Source organism: Klebsiella sp. F11 (genome assembly GCF_056712265.1).
Map to the genome: position 1 here is coordinate 24,795 of NZ_JBWYFE010000003.1, position 15,738 is coordinate 40,532.

The 15,738-nt window shown below is 50.7% G+C and carries 19 protein-coding genes; 8 read left to right on the top strand and 11 right to left on the bottom strand.

Annotated elements, in window-relative coordinates; translation table 11 throughout:
* Nucleotides 1–100: 100 nt before the first annotated feature.
* Nucleotides 101–679 (top strand): recombinase family protein, encoded by a 579-nt coding sequence (locus tag AC1M2H_RS29340; protein ID WP_480152090.1) that lies wholly within the window; start codon nt 101–103, stop codon nt 677–679.
* A gap of 305 nt (nt 680–984) precedes the next feature.
* Nucleotides 985–1,245 (top strand): arylsulfatase regulator, encoded by a 261-nt coding sequence (locus tag AC1M2H_RS29345; protein WP_480152091.1) that lies wholly within the window; start codon nt 985–987, stop codon nt 1,243–1,245.
* Here the strand turns inward: AC1M2H_RS29345 and AC1M2H_RS29350 are convergent.
* A protein-coding gene (locus AC1M2H_RS29350; RefSeq protein ID WP_480152131.1) for an IS3 family transposase occupies nt 1,212–2,389 on the bottom strand; the annotation gives its coding sequence in 2 pieces (ribosomal slippage) (nt 1,212–2,113 and nt 2,113–2,389; 1,179 coding nt in all). The two genes, AC1M2H_RS29345 and AC1M2H_RS29350, sit on opposite strands and share 34 nt — an antisense overlap.
* A 235-nt stretch (nt 2,390–2,624) precedes the next feature.
* On the opposite strand from AC1M2H_RS29350, the gene dcm reads away from it, so the two are divergent.
* The 3 genes from dcm (at nt 2,625) to AC1M2H_RS29365 (ending at nt 6,637) form a co-directional block, all read left to right on the top strand.
* Nucleotides 2,625–3,887 (top strand): DNA (cytosine-5-)-methyltransferase, encoded by a 1,263-nt coding sequence (gene dcm, locus AC1M2H_RS29355; protein ID WP_480152092.1) that lies wholly within the window; start codon nt 2,625–2,627, stop codon nt 3,885–3,887.
* Between the two features lie 51 nt (nt 3,888–3,938).
* Complete coding sequence (locus AC1M2H_RS29360) at nt 3,939–5,177, top strand: type II restriction endonuclease (RefSeq protein WP_480152093.1); 1,239 nt, start codon at nt 3,939–3,941, stop codon at nt 5,175–5,177.
* Nucleotides 5,178–5,737: 560 nt separating this feature from the next.
* On the top strand, nt 5,738–6,637 hold the full coding sequence (locus AC1M2H_RS29365; protein WP_480152094.1) for a DUF6685 family protein: 900 nt from the start codon (nt 5,738–5,740) through the stop codon (nt 6,635–6,637).
* A 58-nt stretch (nt 6,638–6,695) separates the two neighbouring features.
* On the opposite strand, the gene hha is transcribed toward AC1M2H_RS29365, so the two are convergent.
* From hha to vapB, 8 genes are all read right to left on the bottom strand, one after another.
* Entirely contained in the window at nt 6,696–6,899 is a 204-nt protein-coding gene (hha, locus tag AC1M2H_RS29370) for a hemolysin expression modulator Hha (RefSeq protein ID WP_480152095.1), read from the bottom strand.
* Between the two features lie 63 nt (nt 6,900–6,962).
* On the bottom strand, nt 6,963–7,322 hold the full coding sequence (locus AC1M2H_RS29375; protein ID WP_480152096.1) for a hypothetical protein: 360 nt from the start codon (nt 7,320–7,322) through the stop codon (nt 6,963–6,965).
* A gap of 259 nt (nt 7,323–7,581) precedes the next feature.
* Nucleotides 7,582–8,064 carry a DNA-binding protein gene (locus tag AC1M2H_RS29380; protein WP_480152097.1) on the bottom strand — a complete coding sequence of 161 codons (483 nt, stop codon included), beginning with the start codon at nt 8,062–8,064 and terminating at the stop codon, nt 7,582–7,584.
* A 284-nt stretch (nt 8,065–8,348) separates the two neighbouring features.
* A complete protein-coding gene (locus AC1M2H_RS29385; protein WP_480147876.1) occupies nt 8,349–9,353 on the bottom strand; it encodes an IS110 family RNA-guided transposase in 1,005 nt (334 codons plus the stop codon).
* A 226-nt stretch (nt 9,354–9,579) separates the two neighbouring features.
* Nucleotides 9,580–10,779 carry an IS91 family transposase gene (locus tag AC1M2H_RS29390; protein ID WP_480152079.1) on the bottom strand — a complete coding sequence of 400 codons (1,200 nt, stop codon included), beginning with the start codon at nt 10,777–10,779 and terminating at the stop codon, nt 9,580–9,582.
* 8 nt (nt 10,780–10,787) lie between these two features.
* The gene (locus tag AC1M2H_RS29395) at nt 10,788–10,976 is read right to left on the bottom strand and encodes a hypothetical protein (RefSeq protein ID WP_480152080.1); all 189 of its coding nucleotides are present in this window, start codon (nt 10,974–10,976) and stop codon (nt 10,788–10,790) included.
* 218 nt (nt 10,977–11,194) lie between these two features.
* Complete coding sequence (locus AC1M2H_RS29400; RefSeq protein WP_480152098.1) at nt 11,195–11,611, bottom strand: type II toxin-antitoxin system VapC family toxin; 417 nt, start codon at nt 11,609–11,611, stop codon at nt 11,195–11,197.
* Complete coding sequence (vapB, locus tag AC1M2H_RS29405) at nt 11,608–11,838, bottom strand: type II toxin-antitoxin system VapB family antitoxin (RefSeq protein WP_480152099.1); 231 nt, start codon at nt 11,836–11,838, stop codon at nt 11,608–11,610. The genes AC1M2H_RS29400 and vapB overlap by 4 nt, the downstream gene beginning before the upstream one ends.
* 562 nt (nt 11,839–12,400) lie before the next feature.
* Here vapB and AC1M2H_RS29410 point away from each other — a divergent pair.
* Genes AC1M2H_RS29410 through AC1M2H_RS29420 form a run of 3 tightly spaced genes read left to right on the top strand, consistent with a single transcriptional unit; the run spans nt 12,401 to nt 14,253 of the window.
* Entirely contained in the window at nt 12,401–12,739 is a 339-nt protein-coding gene (locus tag AC1M2H_RS29410; protein ID WP_480152100.1) for a hypothetical protein, read from the top strand.
* A gap of 48 nt (nt 12,740–12,787) precedes the next feature.
* The gene (locus tag AC1M2H_RS29415) at nt 12,788–13,468 is read left to right on the top strand and encodes a hypothetical protein (RefSeq protein ID WP_195440623.1); all 681 of its coding nucleotides are present in this window, start codon (nt 12,788–12,790) and stop codon (nt 13,466–13,468) included.
* Complete coding sequence (locus tag AC1M2H_RS29420; protein ID WP_480152101.1) at nt 13,465–14,253, top strand: site-specific integrase; 789 nt, start codon at nt 13,465–13,467, stop codon at nt 14,251–14,253. The genes AC1M2H_RS29415 and AC1M2H_RS29420 overlap by 4 nt, the downstream gene beginning before the upstream one ends.
* Nucleotides 14,254–14,397: 144 nt before the next feature.
* Here AC1M2H_RS29420 and AC1M2H_RS29425 read toward each other — a convergent pair whose 3' ends face one another.
* Together AC1M2H_RS29425 and AC1M2H_RS29430 are read right to left on the bottom strand one after the other, a co-directional pair.
* Nucleotides 14,398–15,348 (bottom strand): Rpn family recombination-promoting nuclease/putative transposase, encoded by a 951-nt coding sequence (locus AC1M2H_RS29425; RefSeq protein WP_108703712.1) that lies wholly within the window; start codon nt 15,346–15,348, stop codon nt 14,398–14,400.
* Between the two features lie 120 nt (nt 15,349–15,468).
* Complete coding sequence (locus AC1M2H_RS29430) at nt 15,469–15,735, bottom strand: hypothetical protein (RefSeq protein WP_406909025.1); 267 nt, start codon at nt 15,733–15,735, stop codon at nt 15,469–15,471.
* Nucleotides 15,736–15,738 lie beyond the last annotated feature (3 nt).

The following is a 15,738-nucleotide window of genomic DNA, read 5'->3' on the forward strand; positions in this document are numbered from 1 at the left end:
CAAAAATTAAATTTACGCTTCAGATAAAATCACTGCTGACGTTGTCTCATATAACTGGTACGGTATCAATATCTTTGACGGCCCCTTAAACGTACACTTTATGACTGAAATACGGATTGGCTATGCCCGTTGCTCCACCGACAGACAGGATTTGACTGCCCAGCAGGAGACGCTGGTCAGTCTGGGCGTTTCTCCGGATCGGATTTACACCGACAAAGGGCTGACAGGGTCAAACCGGCAGAGACCGGGGCTGGATCAGGCGCTGGCCGCTGTGCGCCGTGGTGACACCCTGGTGGTACCGAAACTTGACCGTCTGGCACGCTCGGTACCTGATGCGCGTGAAATTGCGGATGCATTACAGGCCAGGGGCGTGAAGCTGGCGCTGGGAGCCAGCCTCTACGATCCGGAAGACCCGGTGGGGAAAATGTTCTTTAACGTGCTGGCCACCTTCGCTGAGTTCGAGGGCGATCTGATACGCCTGCGTACCCGGGAAGGCATGGCGATTGCCCGGGCGAAAGGGAAACTGCGGGGGAAACAGCCAAAACTGTCTGATAAGCAGCAGAAAGAGCTGTGCCGGATGCATGAAACCGGGCAGTACTCGATTAGCGACCTGGCTGAGTTATTTTCGGTCTCACGGCCAACGGTTTACCGGACACTTTCACGGAATCATAAGGAATAATATGCGGATCCCGGAACCGGTTATCCTGTCTGCCCTGCAAAAAGGCGCGTGTATCAAAACCTTTTACCGGGCATCGGCCCGGACAGCGGGTTCAACGGACCGTCGAATCCCTGACGGATATGTCCTGGAATCGCCAGGTGAGCGAAACGAGGTCATTCTGAGCCATACCGACTTTCAGTCTGTAGAAAAACGTCTTGCAGAAACAGAAACCTGGGAGCAGATCGTGGGAAGCGTACTTTTTGGTGGTAGTACCTGGAGGCTTAGCTCCGATATGGACGGTGACTGACAAATTTCCGAGGATAAAAATGATCGACCTGACCGCAGAACAGCGACAACTAGCGAAGATTGTTCATGATTACGCCAGCCAGTTTCCTCCAACAGAAAATGGTGATGCGCAATTATTGCAGGGCTGCTTTGACTACATGGAAGCCTTTAAACGGGTGATGGACAGTGCATCAAAAGTTCAGATGGACTACATCTGCCTGCAATATCCCGGGTATTTTCGCTTTGCAAAATTGTTCTGGTCAATAAATCAGGACACTTTTTTCTCAGTCATTCGCTCATAGTGCACGGGCGACAGCTCACCACTGGCTGCATGGTTTCGCTCAAGGTTGTAGTAGCGCATATACGCTGCCACATCCTGTTTCATGCCCGCCCGCGTTGGCTGTGGCACAAGCAGCAGCCATTCATGTTTCAGACTTCCCCAGAAGCGCTCCATCACCGCATTATCCCAGCAGGCGCCGACGTCTCCCATGCTGCTCCTCAGGCCGTAACTGCTTAACTGCCGCTGGAAGCAATGGCCGGTATACTGTGACCCCCTGTCTGTATGGACCACCAGACCTCGGGGCGGATTGCGCAGGTTATATGCCTGCATCAGCGCCCGGCAGACCAGTGACGAGGTCATTCGCTTATCCACGTGCCAGCCCACTATCCGCCGGGAGTACAGGTCCATTATCGCCGCCAGATACAGCCAGCCTTCGCCGGTCTTAAGATACGTGATGTCGCTCACCCACACCTGATTCGGCCCCGGAGGGGTAAAGTTCTGGTTCAGCAGGTTCGGGGCTACTTCTGCTCCTGCCCGGGGCTTTGTCGTCACTTTATAAGCCCGGCGCTGGCGGCATTCCAGACCTTCCTCCTGCATGAGCCTTATCACCCGCCAGCGGGTGACTGTTATGCCTTCTTCACGAAGCTTTTTGACCAGCGTCCGGCTTCCCGCCCCCTGTCTGCTGGCGGTGAACAGCGCTTTTAGCCTGACCCGGAGTCCCGCATCGTCTTCCGGCGGCTCAGCGGACTTTTTCCGCCATGCATACCATGCAGAGACCGTCACCCGCATGACCCGGCAGAGCAGGCGAACGCTGAAATCAGCGGCATTGTCGAGGATAAACCGGTACCTCACGACATATGCTTCGCAAAGAAGGCACTCGCCTTTTTTAGTATCTCTTTCTCAAGGCGTAACTCTCTGTTTTCTTTTCGTAACTGTTTTAGCTCGGCCCGCTCATCATCGCTGAGCACCCTGTTATGCTGCTCCCGGGCCAGCGTGACCCAGGTATGCAGGGTTTTAGAGCTAATCCCCAGCGAGGCAGCCGCTCTGGCCACCGTGTAGTCCTGCTCCGTCACCAGAGCAACCGCTTCCTTTTTAAACTCAGGGGTAAATCTTCGTTTCTGGTTCACTAAACACCTCCGTTTTGGATGTAAGTTTAGTGTCCTGATTATTCGACCACATCAAATGGATGGAACGACTGGCTCAGGGGATTGCTGATGGCGTCATTGAGGTTCCTAAAGGACACTTAAAAAATCACTGACGGTAAATTTCGGTAATTCCGGTGCTTCCCTCTGAATGAAAGAAATCTCCAGTAGGACTGTTTCCAGTTTTTATGGAAAAAGACCTGGTTAAAGGGAATTTAATGGGTCATAATGTCCTCAATCATACCCAGAGGAAGAAGAAATGACGCATGTGCAGCCGCTTGAGCTTTTAAAGCAGGCCCGTAGCAGATACACCCAACGAGAAATTGCTGAACATGTAGGCAAAGATACTAAGACAGTAAGACGCTGGGAGAAAGGAGAAACTCCATGTCCGACAATGCTGGTTCCGGCATTGAGAGATTTGCTTCAGCAGCCCGCATCTGATTCTGCTGAAAGTGGTAATCGCTTCAGTTTTATTGATCTTTTTGCCGGCATTGGTGGCATTCGACTTGGCTTTGAAGCTCACGGGGGAGTGTGTGTTTTTACCAGTGAATGGAACGATTTTTCCAAAAAAACTTATATAGAAAATTATGGTGATCATCATCCTTTCATTGGTGACATTGTGCCGTTTCCGGCAGAAAATGTACCAGACCATGATGTGTTACTCGGAGGATTCCCGTGTCAGCCATTCAGCATTGCCGGTGTCAGTAAGAAAAACTCGCTTGGACGCCCACATGGTTTCGAATGTACTACGCAGGGAACATTATTTTTTGATGTTGCCAGAATTATAGCGACCAAACGCCCCAAAGCATTTTTATTAGAAAATGTAAAAAATCTTCTTTCACATGATAAAGGAAATACTTTCAATGTGATTCTGAAGACCCTCAGGGACGAACTGGGTTATGACGTACATTATAAAATAATTGACGGACAACATTTCACTCCTCAGCACAGAGAGAGGATTATAATAGTTGGTTTCAGAGAAAAAACTGATTTTTCATGGGATACTCTTCAACTCGCGGAAGAAGGACCCCGTCTGAATTCTATCCTACATAAAACAGATGGAAGTGAACCTGTACTCCCCTGGGATGAGGACCGTTTTTTCAATCACAAACAGCAGGTAGTACAACCAAAATACACGTTAACCCCAAAACTATGGGCTTATTTACAAGCTTATGCAGAAAAACATCGGGCTGCGGGTAACGGATTTGGTTTTGGCATGGTTTATCCGGACAGTGTTACCCGTACACTCTCAGCAAGATATTATAAGGACGGTTCAGAAATTCTGGTTTACCAGGGGAAAAATAAACGTCCTCGCCGTCTGACTCCACGTGAATGTGCCAGATTAATGGGGTTTCCCGATACTTTCAGAATTCCCGTTAGCGATACGCAGGCTTATCGACAGTTCGGTAATAGTGTGGTAATGCCTGTAATGCGAGAGGTAGCCAGTATAATGGTTCCGCATATCCAGAAGATGCTCGAGCAGGAATGTACTGGTAGGGTTCAGCCTTCACTTTTTGTCTGATGATACGGATATAGTAATATAATCAAAGCCGAAAAAAACCAGGATTAAGGGATGAAGCAAGGTTATCTGTCGCAGTATTTCGAAGGTGTGGCACTCAAACGCCTCAGTGCAGTTGAAGCCGATGTTATTCGCTCAAACCAGCATGAATTTAACGGAGTTGAAGGCCTGCGGGATATCCTTGGAGAACCCGATGGAAAAGTACGTTTTTCTGCAAAATTTTTGTATCTCACAGACCAGGATGATGAGCCTGTGGTTGAGGATGGCTTTCTGACGTGGTACGACGCCCGTCAGAGAGCGAGACTTGAGCGCCATGTCATGCGTTGGGAATACAGGCTCTATTTCCCTACAAATCTTGTATCACAATGTGCTTCAGCAGGAGACTTGCTGGTAATCGCTAGGCTGGCAAACGACTCACTTTTGGCTATTGTGGCCGAGAATGGGACCACGATTGAGCGGCAAATAATGTGGTTGTTTGGATTCTCGGAACTTGCTCATCCTGGTTTTTCCATCAAATCAGAACTGGAAACGGAACAGGATCGCATTGGTTTTGCGGCTAGAGTTATACTTGAACAAATAGGTGTTGAGGCTGAAGAGGAAGCTCCTAACTATTTAGATCAAATGCTGGATAAATTTAATGGTTCGTTCCCGAAAACAATCGAATTTTCTGCCTATGCCAGAAGTACTGTTCGAGATCTTTCCAGTAAGGATGATCCTGATGTTGCGTTATTTGTCTGGATGGAACGTGAAGAAATCTTGTTCCGCACGCTCGAAAAATATCTTTTAGGTGAGAAGCTGCGTAGCCTGACTCAGGCAGGAGTCGAGGATACAGAACCGTTCATAAAATTGGTTCAAAGTGCATTGCAGCGCCGTAAATCAAGAGCGGGTTCTGCGCTTGAGAATCACCTGGAACAGGTCTTCACCGATCATGGTGTCACATATACCAGAACCGGAGTAACAGAAAACAACCTCAAACCAGATTTTATATTTCCAGGTATTTCGCATTACCACGACTCGGAATTTCCTCATTCCCGACTGACTATGCTGGCGTCTAAATCGACCTGTAAAGACCGCTGGAGGCAAATATTGAATGAAGCGGCACGCATTCCAAATAAACATCTGTTGACGCTGGAACCCAGTATAAGTGAAAACCAGACGAATGAAATGAAGTCTGAACAGGTACAGCTTGTTATTCCTGAGGGACTTCATTCCAGCTATACACTGGCACAACGGACGTGGCTTATGAATATTGCGGGATTTATCGATCTGACACGGCATCTCCAGACGGTCTAATTGCTGGCAAAGTTGATATCACCGACGACCAATTCACTTTGCTGCAAAATTTTTGCGGCTTCCCGCATACAACCCGGCGATGATGAGATCTTCATCGCTTTCGACGAAAGCCTGACATATCTATTCCAATAAAGACTTACCGGAAGTCAACGCGCTTCAAGGCTCAGGAACCGCCGGGATAACAGAAATGTCGACGATTCCGACATATTATACAGTCACCGGAAATTTCGGCGGTTCCGGCGTAGAACCCCATCCAATGTAAAAAACTCCGCTGCATGAGCCGTCATGGTGATCTTCTTGTTGATTATACATGACGGACATCTTAACTTAGCCCAAGGCGGACATTACAACTTTGCTGCTACCCGCAACTTCGCTCAATGCGTTTTATGTTAAATATCAATGAGTTATATTGATATTATGATGACAAAAAATAAATTTCTCTAAAAGTAACTTTTAGGCTCCTTAGCCTCTTCGGCCTCAAATCTTCTGCGGTAGTCTGGTTGTGGTGGCCAGCAACAACTCTTGGTCAGTTGCAACTGAACAGAATTGGGATCATTGATATGACTGATAATCAAATAAGCAGCTCACCGCCCCTGTGGCGTAAAATCCTCGAGGGCTTCCTGGATGATTTCCAAAATTCGCTAGGATATCCTGCCACATTGCGCCGTCGTCTAAACAATGGGGCCTTGCCGGTAAATCTGCCGCTAATGGAGGATACCATCTGGCTACGATCTGTTGTGTGCTGGCACTCCTGGCTCAATTATGACAAAAATTGTATTCGCTATCTGCGACCCGGCCATGATGGTGATTATGACTACCTAAAACTCCACATCCCGCAACTGGCCGGGCTGGTCAGCTGCGAGATTACAGAAAATTATCTCTGTGATATTACTGATATCGGTGGAATGAGCAGTTCGAAGAATGGTGACAAGCAGTGCACCAGTCTGGATGATTTTGCACTGCAGTGCTGCCGGGAACTGGCCACACCAGTGAGTGCTGAGCATCTGGACAGCAATCTGTCTCATTCTCAGCTGCGGTTGAATGAGATGGCATTCAGCAAATTCTCCTGGATGCCGGCACGGATATACTGGAACAACCTGGGTGGGTCACATCATTTTGCAGCTGCTCGGTTCCAGGCTAGCCAGCTGGGTCAGCAGGTTTCTCTGACAGGCCAGTTGAACACCTATTGTATAAATCCGCAAAAAATACGGCAGCTGACGGCGCAGTGGGATTTGTTCCTGGTACCGGAGGGAATTGTCTATGGCGGATTCAAAGATTCTCTGTTGCGGGTGAAATGCCCGTTTGGCGTATCCAATCCACCTCAATGGGGAAATGGAGATCAGCAGCGTTTCCGGGTTATCTGGCTGGAACGGCGCCAAACGGCTCCGGCGCGCGTATCACGCCTGCTGGCGCTGGCAGGGTTTCCGTCACTCAGTCAGCAGCTGAGTGAGTTGAAATAGTCCCGGGCGCGAGTAAAAGTTACTTTTACAGGGGCGAGATTGTCGCCCCTTATGTACTCTATTTCACAAATTTCCACACGCCTGGAGGAACTTTGTCATACAGTTTCCCCATTTTCAGTTCCGCCAGACGATGATCCACAGCTGAGTTAAAATGTTCAAGTTCCGAATCTGAAAGCGAATATTTATTTTTTTCAATAACTTTTTCCAGCGTTTCCCCTGAAGTACAGCGCCTCAATCGTAAAATCCATTCATTTTTGGTCATTTTTTCTCTGCAGGTTCTGTGTACTGTTTGACATTCTAATATCCGAAATTTTAAAGTCAGTCATCAACAGACTTTTCGTTGACGGACGTTCATTCTATTAAAGAACGTGTAGATACTAAAGCACAACAGTGCTGAAATGCCATATATCCAGAGGATGGGTATTTCATTATAAAAGCGCGTCATTTGTCCTGATGAGTCAGCTACTTCCCTGACCATAGTTAAAGGACCATCAAGAAACGCATCAAATGGTGCCATCACTACGTATATGAAAAAGGCATTTAATATATACATCATTTTCCCTGACAGATTATAACCATCAAGAGTGGAAAACTGAGATATGAAGATGAGCCAGGTTGAAAACACCAACAAACACAGGAGTATATATGTTGTGACACATAAGGAGACAGTCTTAAATTCTTTCATAATAACTTCCTTTTATAAATCATGAACGCTTAACCAGAACCCATCATGGTTGAAACATAATCTATTATAAAAAAGGGAGCAAAGCCACATAAGCTGACTGGACTCCGCAGAATATCAACGCTGTAACTATGACGGGTCTGGGAATTCTGATACCACAGAATACGCCTGCTTTTCCTCTCATTAAAGAAACGGCAGTGATTATGCACACGACGGCAAACAACAGCGATACGACGGTGCTGAACATCATTCCTTCTCCTGTTTATAATCCATTTTTACTGACGAATTCACTGATGGTCAGTTCGGATTCGCGGATTTTATCCGAAATCTCCCTGAACTGCTCTTTCCAGCCATTTTTCATATTTCTTTGTGACGCTATTTTGCAGGCGACGCTGAACGGCGTTCTGCCCAGTTTCTCGGCCAGCCAGAACAAATGCGTACCGATTTCCTCATTCGGTACAGAATCAAGTGCATCCTGCAGGAACACTTCTTCCTCTTCACTCCAGGCATCGCCGGCATGTGGAAAGCGAGGATCGGGGATAATCTCCTTTTTCTCATTCTTTTTAGGTTTAGAGACTGCCGGCGCTTCGTCTTTTTTCATGCTGACACGTGCTTTCATGGCGCCGATGGCGGCGACGGCCCGCACGAGGGTTTCACGCTCCTGGCGGGTGAGCAGATCGTCTTCACAAATCAGGGTGTTCAGATTATCAATCAGGGTGTTCAGTCGGGTTTCAGTGACTTTCATGGTTCTTCTCTTGACGTATAGGAATCTATGGTCACTCCCGTTTTTGCAATACCGATACTGAAAATATTGTTGGCTTGCATGAATCTATCCGGCGTCTGAATGGGTTGTGTATGCCCGCGCCCCGATGAGTTCCGCGCCTGACGAACCTTATAAATTGAGCGACCTTAATCAGCCATTCCTATACACAGGTTTTTCGTCGGGCCGGTTAGCCGTTAATATCATCAATAATCAGTATTCGCAAAACCAGGTGAGTCACTGTTCAGACATGTAAATACATCCGATAATTACGCCTCAAAACACTGCTTTCGGGTCGTCATCGCCCAGGCAATCCTGGCCAGTTTGTTTGCCAGAGCACAGGTCACGACAAAATTATTTTTCCGCAGCAATAATCCCCTGACCCAGTCGGCAAGCTTCCCTGTCCGGCTCTCCAGCGTCCGCAGATAGACCCGGGAACACTGAACCAGCAATGCCCGCAGCCTTTTATTTCCCCGTTTACTGATGCCCGTCAGGGTAGTCCGTCCTCCCGTGCTGTACTGCCGGGGCACCAGACCTGTTGAGGCAGCAAAATCCCGGCTGCTGCCATACTGTTTACCATCTCCCAGTTGAGTAGAAAGCAGGCTTGCAGTTAAAGGACCGACACAGGGGATGGAGAGTAAGTGCTGGCCGGCATCGTCTTCGCCGAGCGATATTTGCAGTTGAATCTCCAGATCTTTAATTTGCTCAACAAGATAATCGTAATGTTTGCGCAGTTTTTCCAGCAAGCCGGTTATGTAAGGCGGAAGATTGTTTGTCTCCATGATTTCTGCGAGTCGCTTTATCAGCGCCGGACCTTTTGGTGCGCTCACACCAAATTCCAGTAAAAATGCCTGTATCTGGTTTGTGGTTTTGACCCTGTCGCTGACCAGAGATTCTCTGACCCGGTGCAAGGCATGCATAGCCTGCTGAGATTCTGTGCGGGGCCTGACAAATCGCATGGATGGTCGTGATGCTGCTTCACAGATGGCTTCTGCATCAACAAAGTCATTTTTATTCGTTTTAACAAATGGGCGAACAAACTGAGGGGATATCAGCTTTGGCGTATGCCCCAGTTCGAATAGTTTACGCACCATGAAATGAGCTCCACCGCAGGCTTCCATTACGACGGTTGTCGCCGGGCATGTTGCAAGAAATTCATACAGTTTTTGCCTGGTAAATTTTTTTCGATAAATCGCTTTACCGTGCTGATCCTGACAATGAATATGAAAGGAATTTTTACCCAGGTCGATACCAATAAGTGCAATGTTTTCCATGATGCTTCTCCGAATTAAACCTGTTTTCAGCATAGTGCTCAGGAAGAGGGAGTGACCATCTCATTAATTGAAACCATTTCAGCGACGGAATGAATTGATTGAAATTTAAGCAGTCTTTGATTTGTGTGTCCGTGAGGACGTCGGCGATCCACTGGTTGGTGATGATTTGCGCTCTTTCTGGTCGTTTTTCAGACTGTCTGAGTGCGCTGGACGCATCTTCCCTGTGTCAGGCCGGGATGTACCTCATCAGGCTGATCTCCCTCGCATGAGTTTTCAGCCCCTGCACATTCAGACCCGTCACCGCGCGGCGGTACGCCATTCGCCCGCCGCACAGCACACATTCGAACGGGTCTCGCCGCAGGAACTGCTTACTCATCTGCGCATAGCACACCTTCGGTACCGGCGCCGGGTTATCCATCCCCAGCGCATTGTAGACCACCGGCAGCTTTTCTCCGCACACCCGGTTGGCCAGAAACCCAAAATAGCGCACCATCCGGAAGAACTTCTCCGGGATGTGCTGTTTCAGACGCGCCACAATATCCCGCTGCGTCAGCGTCTCCGTGGCCTGCCCGCCCGTATTATGGTCGTGGTAGCGAAAGCTCAGCGTGGCTCCGCCGGCATAGTGAGCCAGCCGGGAGCCCGCTATTGGCGGCTTTTTCAGGTAACGGCCCAGGTATTTCACGGTGTTTTTGCCCCCTGCGGTCTTTTTTGACATGTACACGTGCCAGTAATCACCGCCCGCGGTCAATACCAGGCTGCGCCACTGTGCTTCGGTGGTGATGTGCGACAAAGATGGTGGCAGTGCCACGCCTTCATGCCAGGCGCTCAGGAGTAACTGGCGGATATTCCACATCCAGCGGGCGCGCATGGCATCCTTGCGGAAGCTGATTTTCTTCCACTTTCCGTGCTCGTTGATACCGCCGCAGGTGACGGAGACATGAACGTGGGGATGCCAGTTGAGCCGCCGGCCGTAAGTATGAATGGCGCAGAAAATGCCGATATCCAGGCCGCGTTTACCGGCGGCATACAGCAGGTTATCGATCGCCAGCCGGCAGAGGTAGTTAAGCAGCCAGCGGTTGACCTCAAACAGGGGCCAGAGAGAATCGGGGAGGGTGAAGACCAGGTGTATCCAGTCGCAGTCCGGCAGGCGGTTAAGCTGGGCGGCAATCCACAGGTCGGTAGCTTTTTTACCGCAGGAGGGACAGGCCCGGCTGTGGCAGGCGTTGGTGATGTATTTAACATGCCGGCAGCCGGGATTATCGCAGCCGTATTCCTTCACGCCGCTGATGCGGGTACCGCAGGCGAGCATTTTGGTGACGGCTTCCACTTCGATATCGCGCAGACCTCCGGCATCCAGGAAGGATGTCCAGCACTGGTTAGCCGTGAACAGCTTTTTTAGCGGGCGGGGGCTGAAACCGGAAATCACGTGGCAGATTAATCCTCTGCGCCCTGCAGGCGGGCGAGGGCTGCTGTATCGTGGCGGTGCTCCAGAATGGCGCCGGCGACCATTGCCGGAGATGGGTCCATGGGCTTCATCAGCTTAATCCAGTCCCATTCACGCTGTGAAAGCTTATCAGCGATAACGGAGAGCAGGATGGTATCGATAGTTTTACGGGTCATCATGGGGAAAGGCTCTGAGCAAAATATGTATCCGGATCATACATATTCAAATCACTGCATGACAACTCAGAGTCCGGCAGATGGCGCGGTTTTCAATTTGCGGCCGTCAGGCTGCCCTGTTCAGGGGATAATCCGGTCTGGATTAACGTATTAATGTGTTCGGTTAAGCTCGTGTGTTGTGACATCATGCTTGTTGTCTCCGTTACTTATTAATATCGGGTTTATTTTACCCAGTCTTCCAGCACCAGTCCCGGGACCCGCTCAAACTCTCTTGTATTATTCGTCACCAGGATGGCGCCGGCTGCGATGGCGTGCCCGGCAATCGAGGTATCGTTCGGGCCGATCGGCGTCCCGGCCAGCCGCAGCGCCACTTTGATGTCCGTCGTGGCGTCCACTGCGGCGCGGTCCCAGGGCAGAATGGCATCGAGGCGCGCGCAGAACGCGTCGACCAGCTGAATATGCCGCGGCGAGGCCTTCGGGCCGGTGGCGCCGAAGCGCATTTCGGCATAGGTGATGGCCGAGACCACGATACGGTGACCGCGCAGCACTGCCTGCTCCAGGCGCTTCAGCACGGCTTCCGGCTGTTCGCGCATGATGAATGAGCAGATGCAGGTGTCGAGCATATAGGTTTTCTTCATAGCTCAAAACGTCCTTCGTCGCTGACCACGTCCTCGCGCTCCACCATAAAGTCCGCATCAGCCTTTTCCAGCTGCGCAAACGAGCCCCAGGTCGGCCGGACGGGACGCAGGATGATACTGTCCCCTTCCCGGACGATCTCCAGCTCGCTGACTCCCTCAAAATCCAGATCCCGGGGTAAGCGGATGGCGCGGTTATTGCCGTTTTTAAAAATCGAAACTGTGCGCATGGTTTTTCCTCATATGCTGAGTGTGCCAGGGAGTATTCCCGCATAGGTGAAGTATATGCCTTCAGAACGGGTTTGTATATGTAAAGCATATGCAGATGATGAGTATATGCGTATGTCGGACCTATGCAGATGCCAGGCATATGGATATGCTTTGCATATCCTTTCTTCTCTCTTTTTCACCGGAGATCCGAAAAAAGCTAGTTCCGGATCTGCGTCCTCCCCTCCGGGGCGCTGCCGCCCACAGGCACAAGATGTAGCGGTGTCATTAGCTGATGATGACGCTATATGTTGTGTTACTCTCCAGCCATGTGGCCCGGCGCGCCGCAGCAGAAAACAGTGCTTCGCTTACTTCCTGACCGTGGTACACTTCCGGAAAGTCGTTAATAACAGAGAAATCGGATCTGGCCGGAATGGTCATCCGGTAATTTAATGTAGTGGTTATATGTCTGCTTATTATCAGCATGAAAATGATGACGGAATGGGAAAGTCATCCTGGTGACAGACGCAGGGTTGTGCTCAGTAGATTGTGCTGTGCGTCATAATTTCTCTTGGGGATTATTCAATGGAAAAGGATTTGGGGCGGGAAATGGGTAATACAACATTCAGATCATTTTACGATGTGATCAGGGAGCTTGAGGGAGTGTATGGCCATCAGGAGCTGTGGCTGTATTCAGGAATGACAGATGTAACGCCGGAAAAAGTGATTAACGCCAAACATAGCTGGAAGTCGCCAAAAATCCTGAAACGTAATGGCAGTATTGTTGCTGAACGTACTGGTAGCTCGGAGTCATGGCAACTGGTTGGTGACTACAAAACACCACTGTCCCAGCATTGCGCTCCGCCCTGGCAATCCTGTCAGATAGATCATTATTTTAAGGGCTATTACATTATCGCCCCCTGAAGGTCAGAGAAGTAATGGATGGCGGGATTTATCGATTAGGGAACAAACATGGCTGACTGGTTTATTGCGACTGAAGGTGTGAAGGTGGTCAAGGACAGCGCCAGCCTGTGGCCGCAGATCATCACAGCGGTTTCGTCCGCCGGTGCAGCCCTGGGCGGTGTGTATCTGGCCCACTACTTTACCAGACGGCGTGAAGAAAGAGCGGCTGCGGCGAAGCAGGTCAGTGAGCGACTTTTTATTGCTACGGAGCTGGTCTTTTTGCTGGAGCAGTTTGCTCAAGAGTGTGCTGCGGTTGCAACCGATAACGGTTACAAGAACCAAAACGGTCTAACTGTTCCAGCGACAAAATGTCCTGTCCTCAACATTTCAGCCATTACCGGGGACTGGCGAGTGTTACCGGCAAAGATAATGTACCGCATCCGGGAGTTGCCAGTGATGCAAGGTGAGGCCAATCGGACGATTAATGAGGCTGAGCATATTCCCCCAGACTATGATGAATTCTTTGAGGCGCGGCAGTACCAGTACACTCGTCTGGGTCTCAAAGCCATCATCCAGGCCCGACGACTGCGGCGGTTAGTGGGTCTCCCGCATACCCGCCTTGACGCAACTCGCTGGTCGGCACAAAACGTTCTCTGGCAGGAGTGGCGGCAGGAAAGAAAACGCCGATGCGTTCAGGCCGTCTTGATAGCACAGGCACAGGTGTCTTTTCAGTCTGAGGAAAAGTTATGAGCATCCCACACCTCCCAGCCCTGACTGGCTCGTATTCAGCAAATCCGGCCCTGCTGCCCGTGGCTATCGATTACCCGGCCGCGCTGGCGTTGCGCCAGATGGCCCTCGTCCATGACGAACTGCCGAAATACCTGCTGGCACCGGAAGTGAGCGCCCTGCTCCACTACGTGCCGGATCTTCAGCGCAAGATGCTGCTGGCGACACTCTGGAACACGGGCGCGCGCATTAACGAAGCCCTGTCGCTGACACGAGGAGATTTTTCGCTATCGCCGCCGTATCCGTTTGTGCAACTGGCCACGCTCAAACAGCGTGCGGAGAAAGCGGCGAGAACGGCCGGGAGAGCCCCCGCCGGCAATCAAGCCCATCGTCTGGTTCCGCTCTCCGATCACCAGTACGTCAGCCAGCTGCAGATGATGGTGGCCACGCTGAAAATACCTCTAGAAAGACGAAACAAATGCACCGGTAGAACCGAAAAAGCGCGCATCTGGCAGATCACCGATCGGACCGTGCGCACCTGGCTTGCTGAGGCGGTCGAAGCCGCGGCCGCCGACGGTGTGACATTCTCAGTACCGGTGACACCGCACACGTTCAGGCACAGTTACGCCATGCATATGTTGTATGCCGGTATACCGCTGAAGGTGCTGCAGAGTCTCATGGGACACAAGTCGATAAGTTCGACGGAAGTCTATACGAAAGTGTTTGCGCTCGATGTAGCGGCACGCCACCGTGTTCAGTTCCAGATGCCGGGGACCGAGGCGGTGGCGATGCTGAAAGAACGGATTTAACGGCTACAGACTGACGCGCCGCAGGCTTGTCCAACCCCTTGCCTGTCCAGAAGCGAGTTCTGAACAGACAAGGGGTTCAGAATGAAATGCCGGGGAGGTACTTTGCCTCATCCGGGTACTAATCGCGTTCTCAGGAGGGATGAATCAGTGGCGTATCTGCGCCAGGTCGTCTTCCGTCAGACCGGTCATTTTCATGACGGTACTGCGGTCAATACCGCTCCTGAGCATGGTACGGGCAACTTCCAGCTTGCCTTCATTGCGGCCTTTTTCAATACCACGTTGTTCACCCAGCTGGATGCCCTTCTCGATCCCCTGCTGGATACCCTTCTCAATACCTTTCTGCTCAAGCTGCTGTGCGATGGTCATAAGTGCGTCTCCGTGTTGCGGCACACGCTGTGCCAGTTCGCGAACAAAGGCTTCGGCGTCAGCTGTCTCGCCAGCCTGAAGTATATAGTGTACCAGCGATATCACCTGCGATGAAGACAAGTATCCCGCCAGCAAAATGGGCGCCAGACGGTCAACCAGTTCAGCGAGGTCGCGCTGATGAATATGTTTCTGAAGCAGCGTCAGGGCGGCCATGCTGCGATGGCCAGCGATGTCATCATCCGGAATAACGGTCACATCAACCAGCGGGAAAGCGTTGCTGTAGAGTGTGCCTGCCAGCGCTGGGTCGTCAAACTCATCCAGCCAGCGGGTGGAGTACGGATACGGACTGCGTTTACCGGTATAGAACAGGACCGGTATCACCAGGGGGAGCTTCTTATGGCCCGCTTCCAGATGGCGCTGCATGGCGGCCACCGCGTAACGTATCAGGCGAAACGCCATATGTTTGTCGGGTGAGGACTGATGCTCAATGAGCACGTGAACGTAGCCATCCCCGGCGGTGGTTTTCAGGCTGTAGAGGACGTCGCTGAAATACTGGCGGAGGTCATCCTCAACGAACGAGCCGGATTCGAGTTTCAGCGTGCTGAGGTCACAGATGGCCTGCAGTTCTGCCGGGAGATGCAATTCCATGAAATCCCGGGCAATATCGGGTTGCGTCAGGAACTGCCGGAATGTCGCATCGTGAGGAGTAGGTGTGCTGTTTTTCTTCATCAGCCCTGGCTCTGAAAAATGACCCGGATATGCTATCACAGGAAGGAGCAGCACATAATGGCCAGTCCGATGATGATGTATTTCTTTCCTGTAACACCGCTCAGTCTGTCTTCTTGCATATCAATCATCCAGGATGCCGGACAACTCACGTTTGCGAACAGAGCGATCATAATCTTCGGCTTTCACGAAAATCCTGATATTCGAACAAATTAACTCATTCGTTCCATCTTTACTGTCCGTTTTTACGCATAAGCCAGCCCAGAAAGGACCATTTGCAATGGCGGGATCTGTTGTGTCGGAAACGGTGTCGTAGAGTCGCGTACCCAGAATAGCGAGTCCCGCAACGATTAACGTATAAATTACCAGGGGTATCGTTTTTGTTTTCATCTT

Coding starts and splice junctions, on each gene's coding strand:
- AC1M2H_RS29380 (WP_480152097.1), bottom strand. CDS start 8,064: ATGAAAGTCACTGAAACCCGACTGAACACCCTGATTGATAATCTGAAC.
- AC1M2H_RS29415 (WP_195440623.1), top strand. CDS start 12,788: ATGGCTGACTGGTTTATTGCGACTGAAGGTGTGAAGGTGGTCAAGGAC.
- vapB (WP_480152099.1), bottom strand. CDS start 11,838: ATGCGCACAGTTTCGATTTTTAAAAACGGCAATAACCGCGCCATCCGC.
- hha (WP_480152095.1), bottom strand. CDS start 6,899: ATGACCAAAAATGAATGGATTTTACGATTGAGGCGCTGTACTTCAGGG.
- AC1M2H_RS29400 (WP_480152098.1), bottom strand. CDS start 11,611: ATGAAGAAAACCTATATGCTCGACACCTGCATCTGCTCATTCATCATG.
- AC1M2H_RS29430 (WP_406909025.1), bottom strand. CDS start 15,735: ATGAAAACAAAAACGATACCCCTGGTAATTTATACGTTAATCGTTGCG.
- AC1M2H_RS29410 (WP_480152100.1), top strand. CDS start 12,401: ATGGAAAAGGATTTGGGGCGGGAAATGGGTAATACAACATTCAGATCA.
- AC1M2H_RS29360 (WP_480152093.1), top strand. CDS start 3,939: ATGAAGCAAGGTTATCTGTCGCAGTATTTCGAAGGTGTGGCACTCAAA.
- AC1M2H_RS29395 (WP_480152080.1), bottom strand. CDS start 10,976: ATGATGACCCGTAAAACTATCGATACCATCCTGCTCTCCGTTATCGCT.
- AC1M2H_RS29365 (WP_480152094.1), top strand. CDS start 5,738: ATGACTGATAATCAAATAAGCAGCTCACCGCCCCTGTGGCGTAAAATC.
- AC1M2H_RS29420 (WP_480152101.1), top strand. CDS start 13,465: ATGAGCATCCCACACCTCCCAGCCCTGACTGGCTCGTATTCAGCAAAT.
- AC1M2H_RS29345 (WP_480152091.1), top strand. CDS start 985: ATGATCGACCTGACCGCAGAACAGCGACAACTAGCGAAGATTGTTCAT.
- AC1M2H_RS29385 (WP_480147876.1), bottom strand. CDS start 9,353: ATGGAAAACATTGCACTTATTGGTATCGACCTGGGTAAAAATTCCTTT.
- AC1M2H_RS29425 (WP_108703712.1), bottom strand. CDS start 15,348: ATGAAGAAAAACAGCACACCTACTCCTCACGATGCGACATTCCGGCAG.
- AC1M2H_RS29340 (WP_480152090.1), top strand. CDS start 101: ATGACTGAAATACGGATTGGCTATGCCCGTTGCTCCACCGACAGACAG.
- AC1M2H_RS29375 (WP_480152096.1), bottom strand. CDS start 7,322: ATGAAAGAATTTAAGACTGTCTCCTTATGTGTCACAACATATATACTC.
- dcm (WP_480152092.1), top strand. CDS start 2,625: ATGACGCATGTGCAGCCGCTTGAGCTTTTAAAGCAGGCCCGTAGCAGA.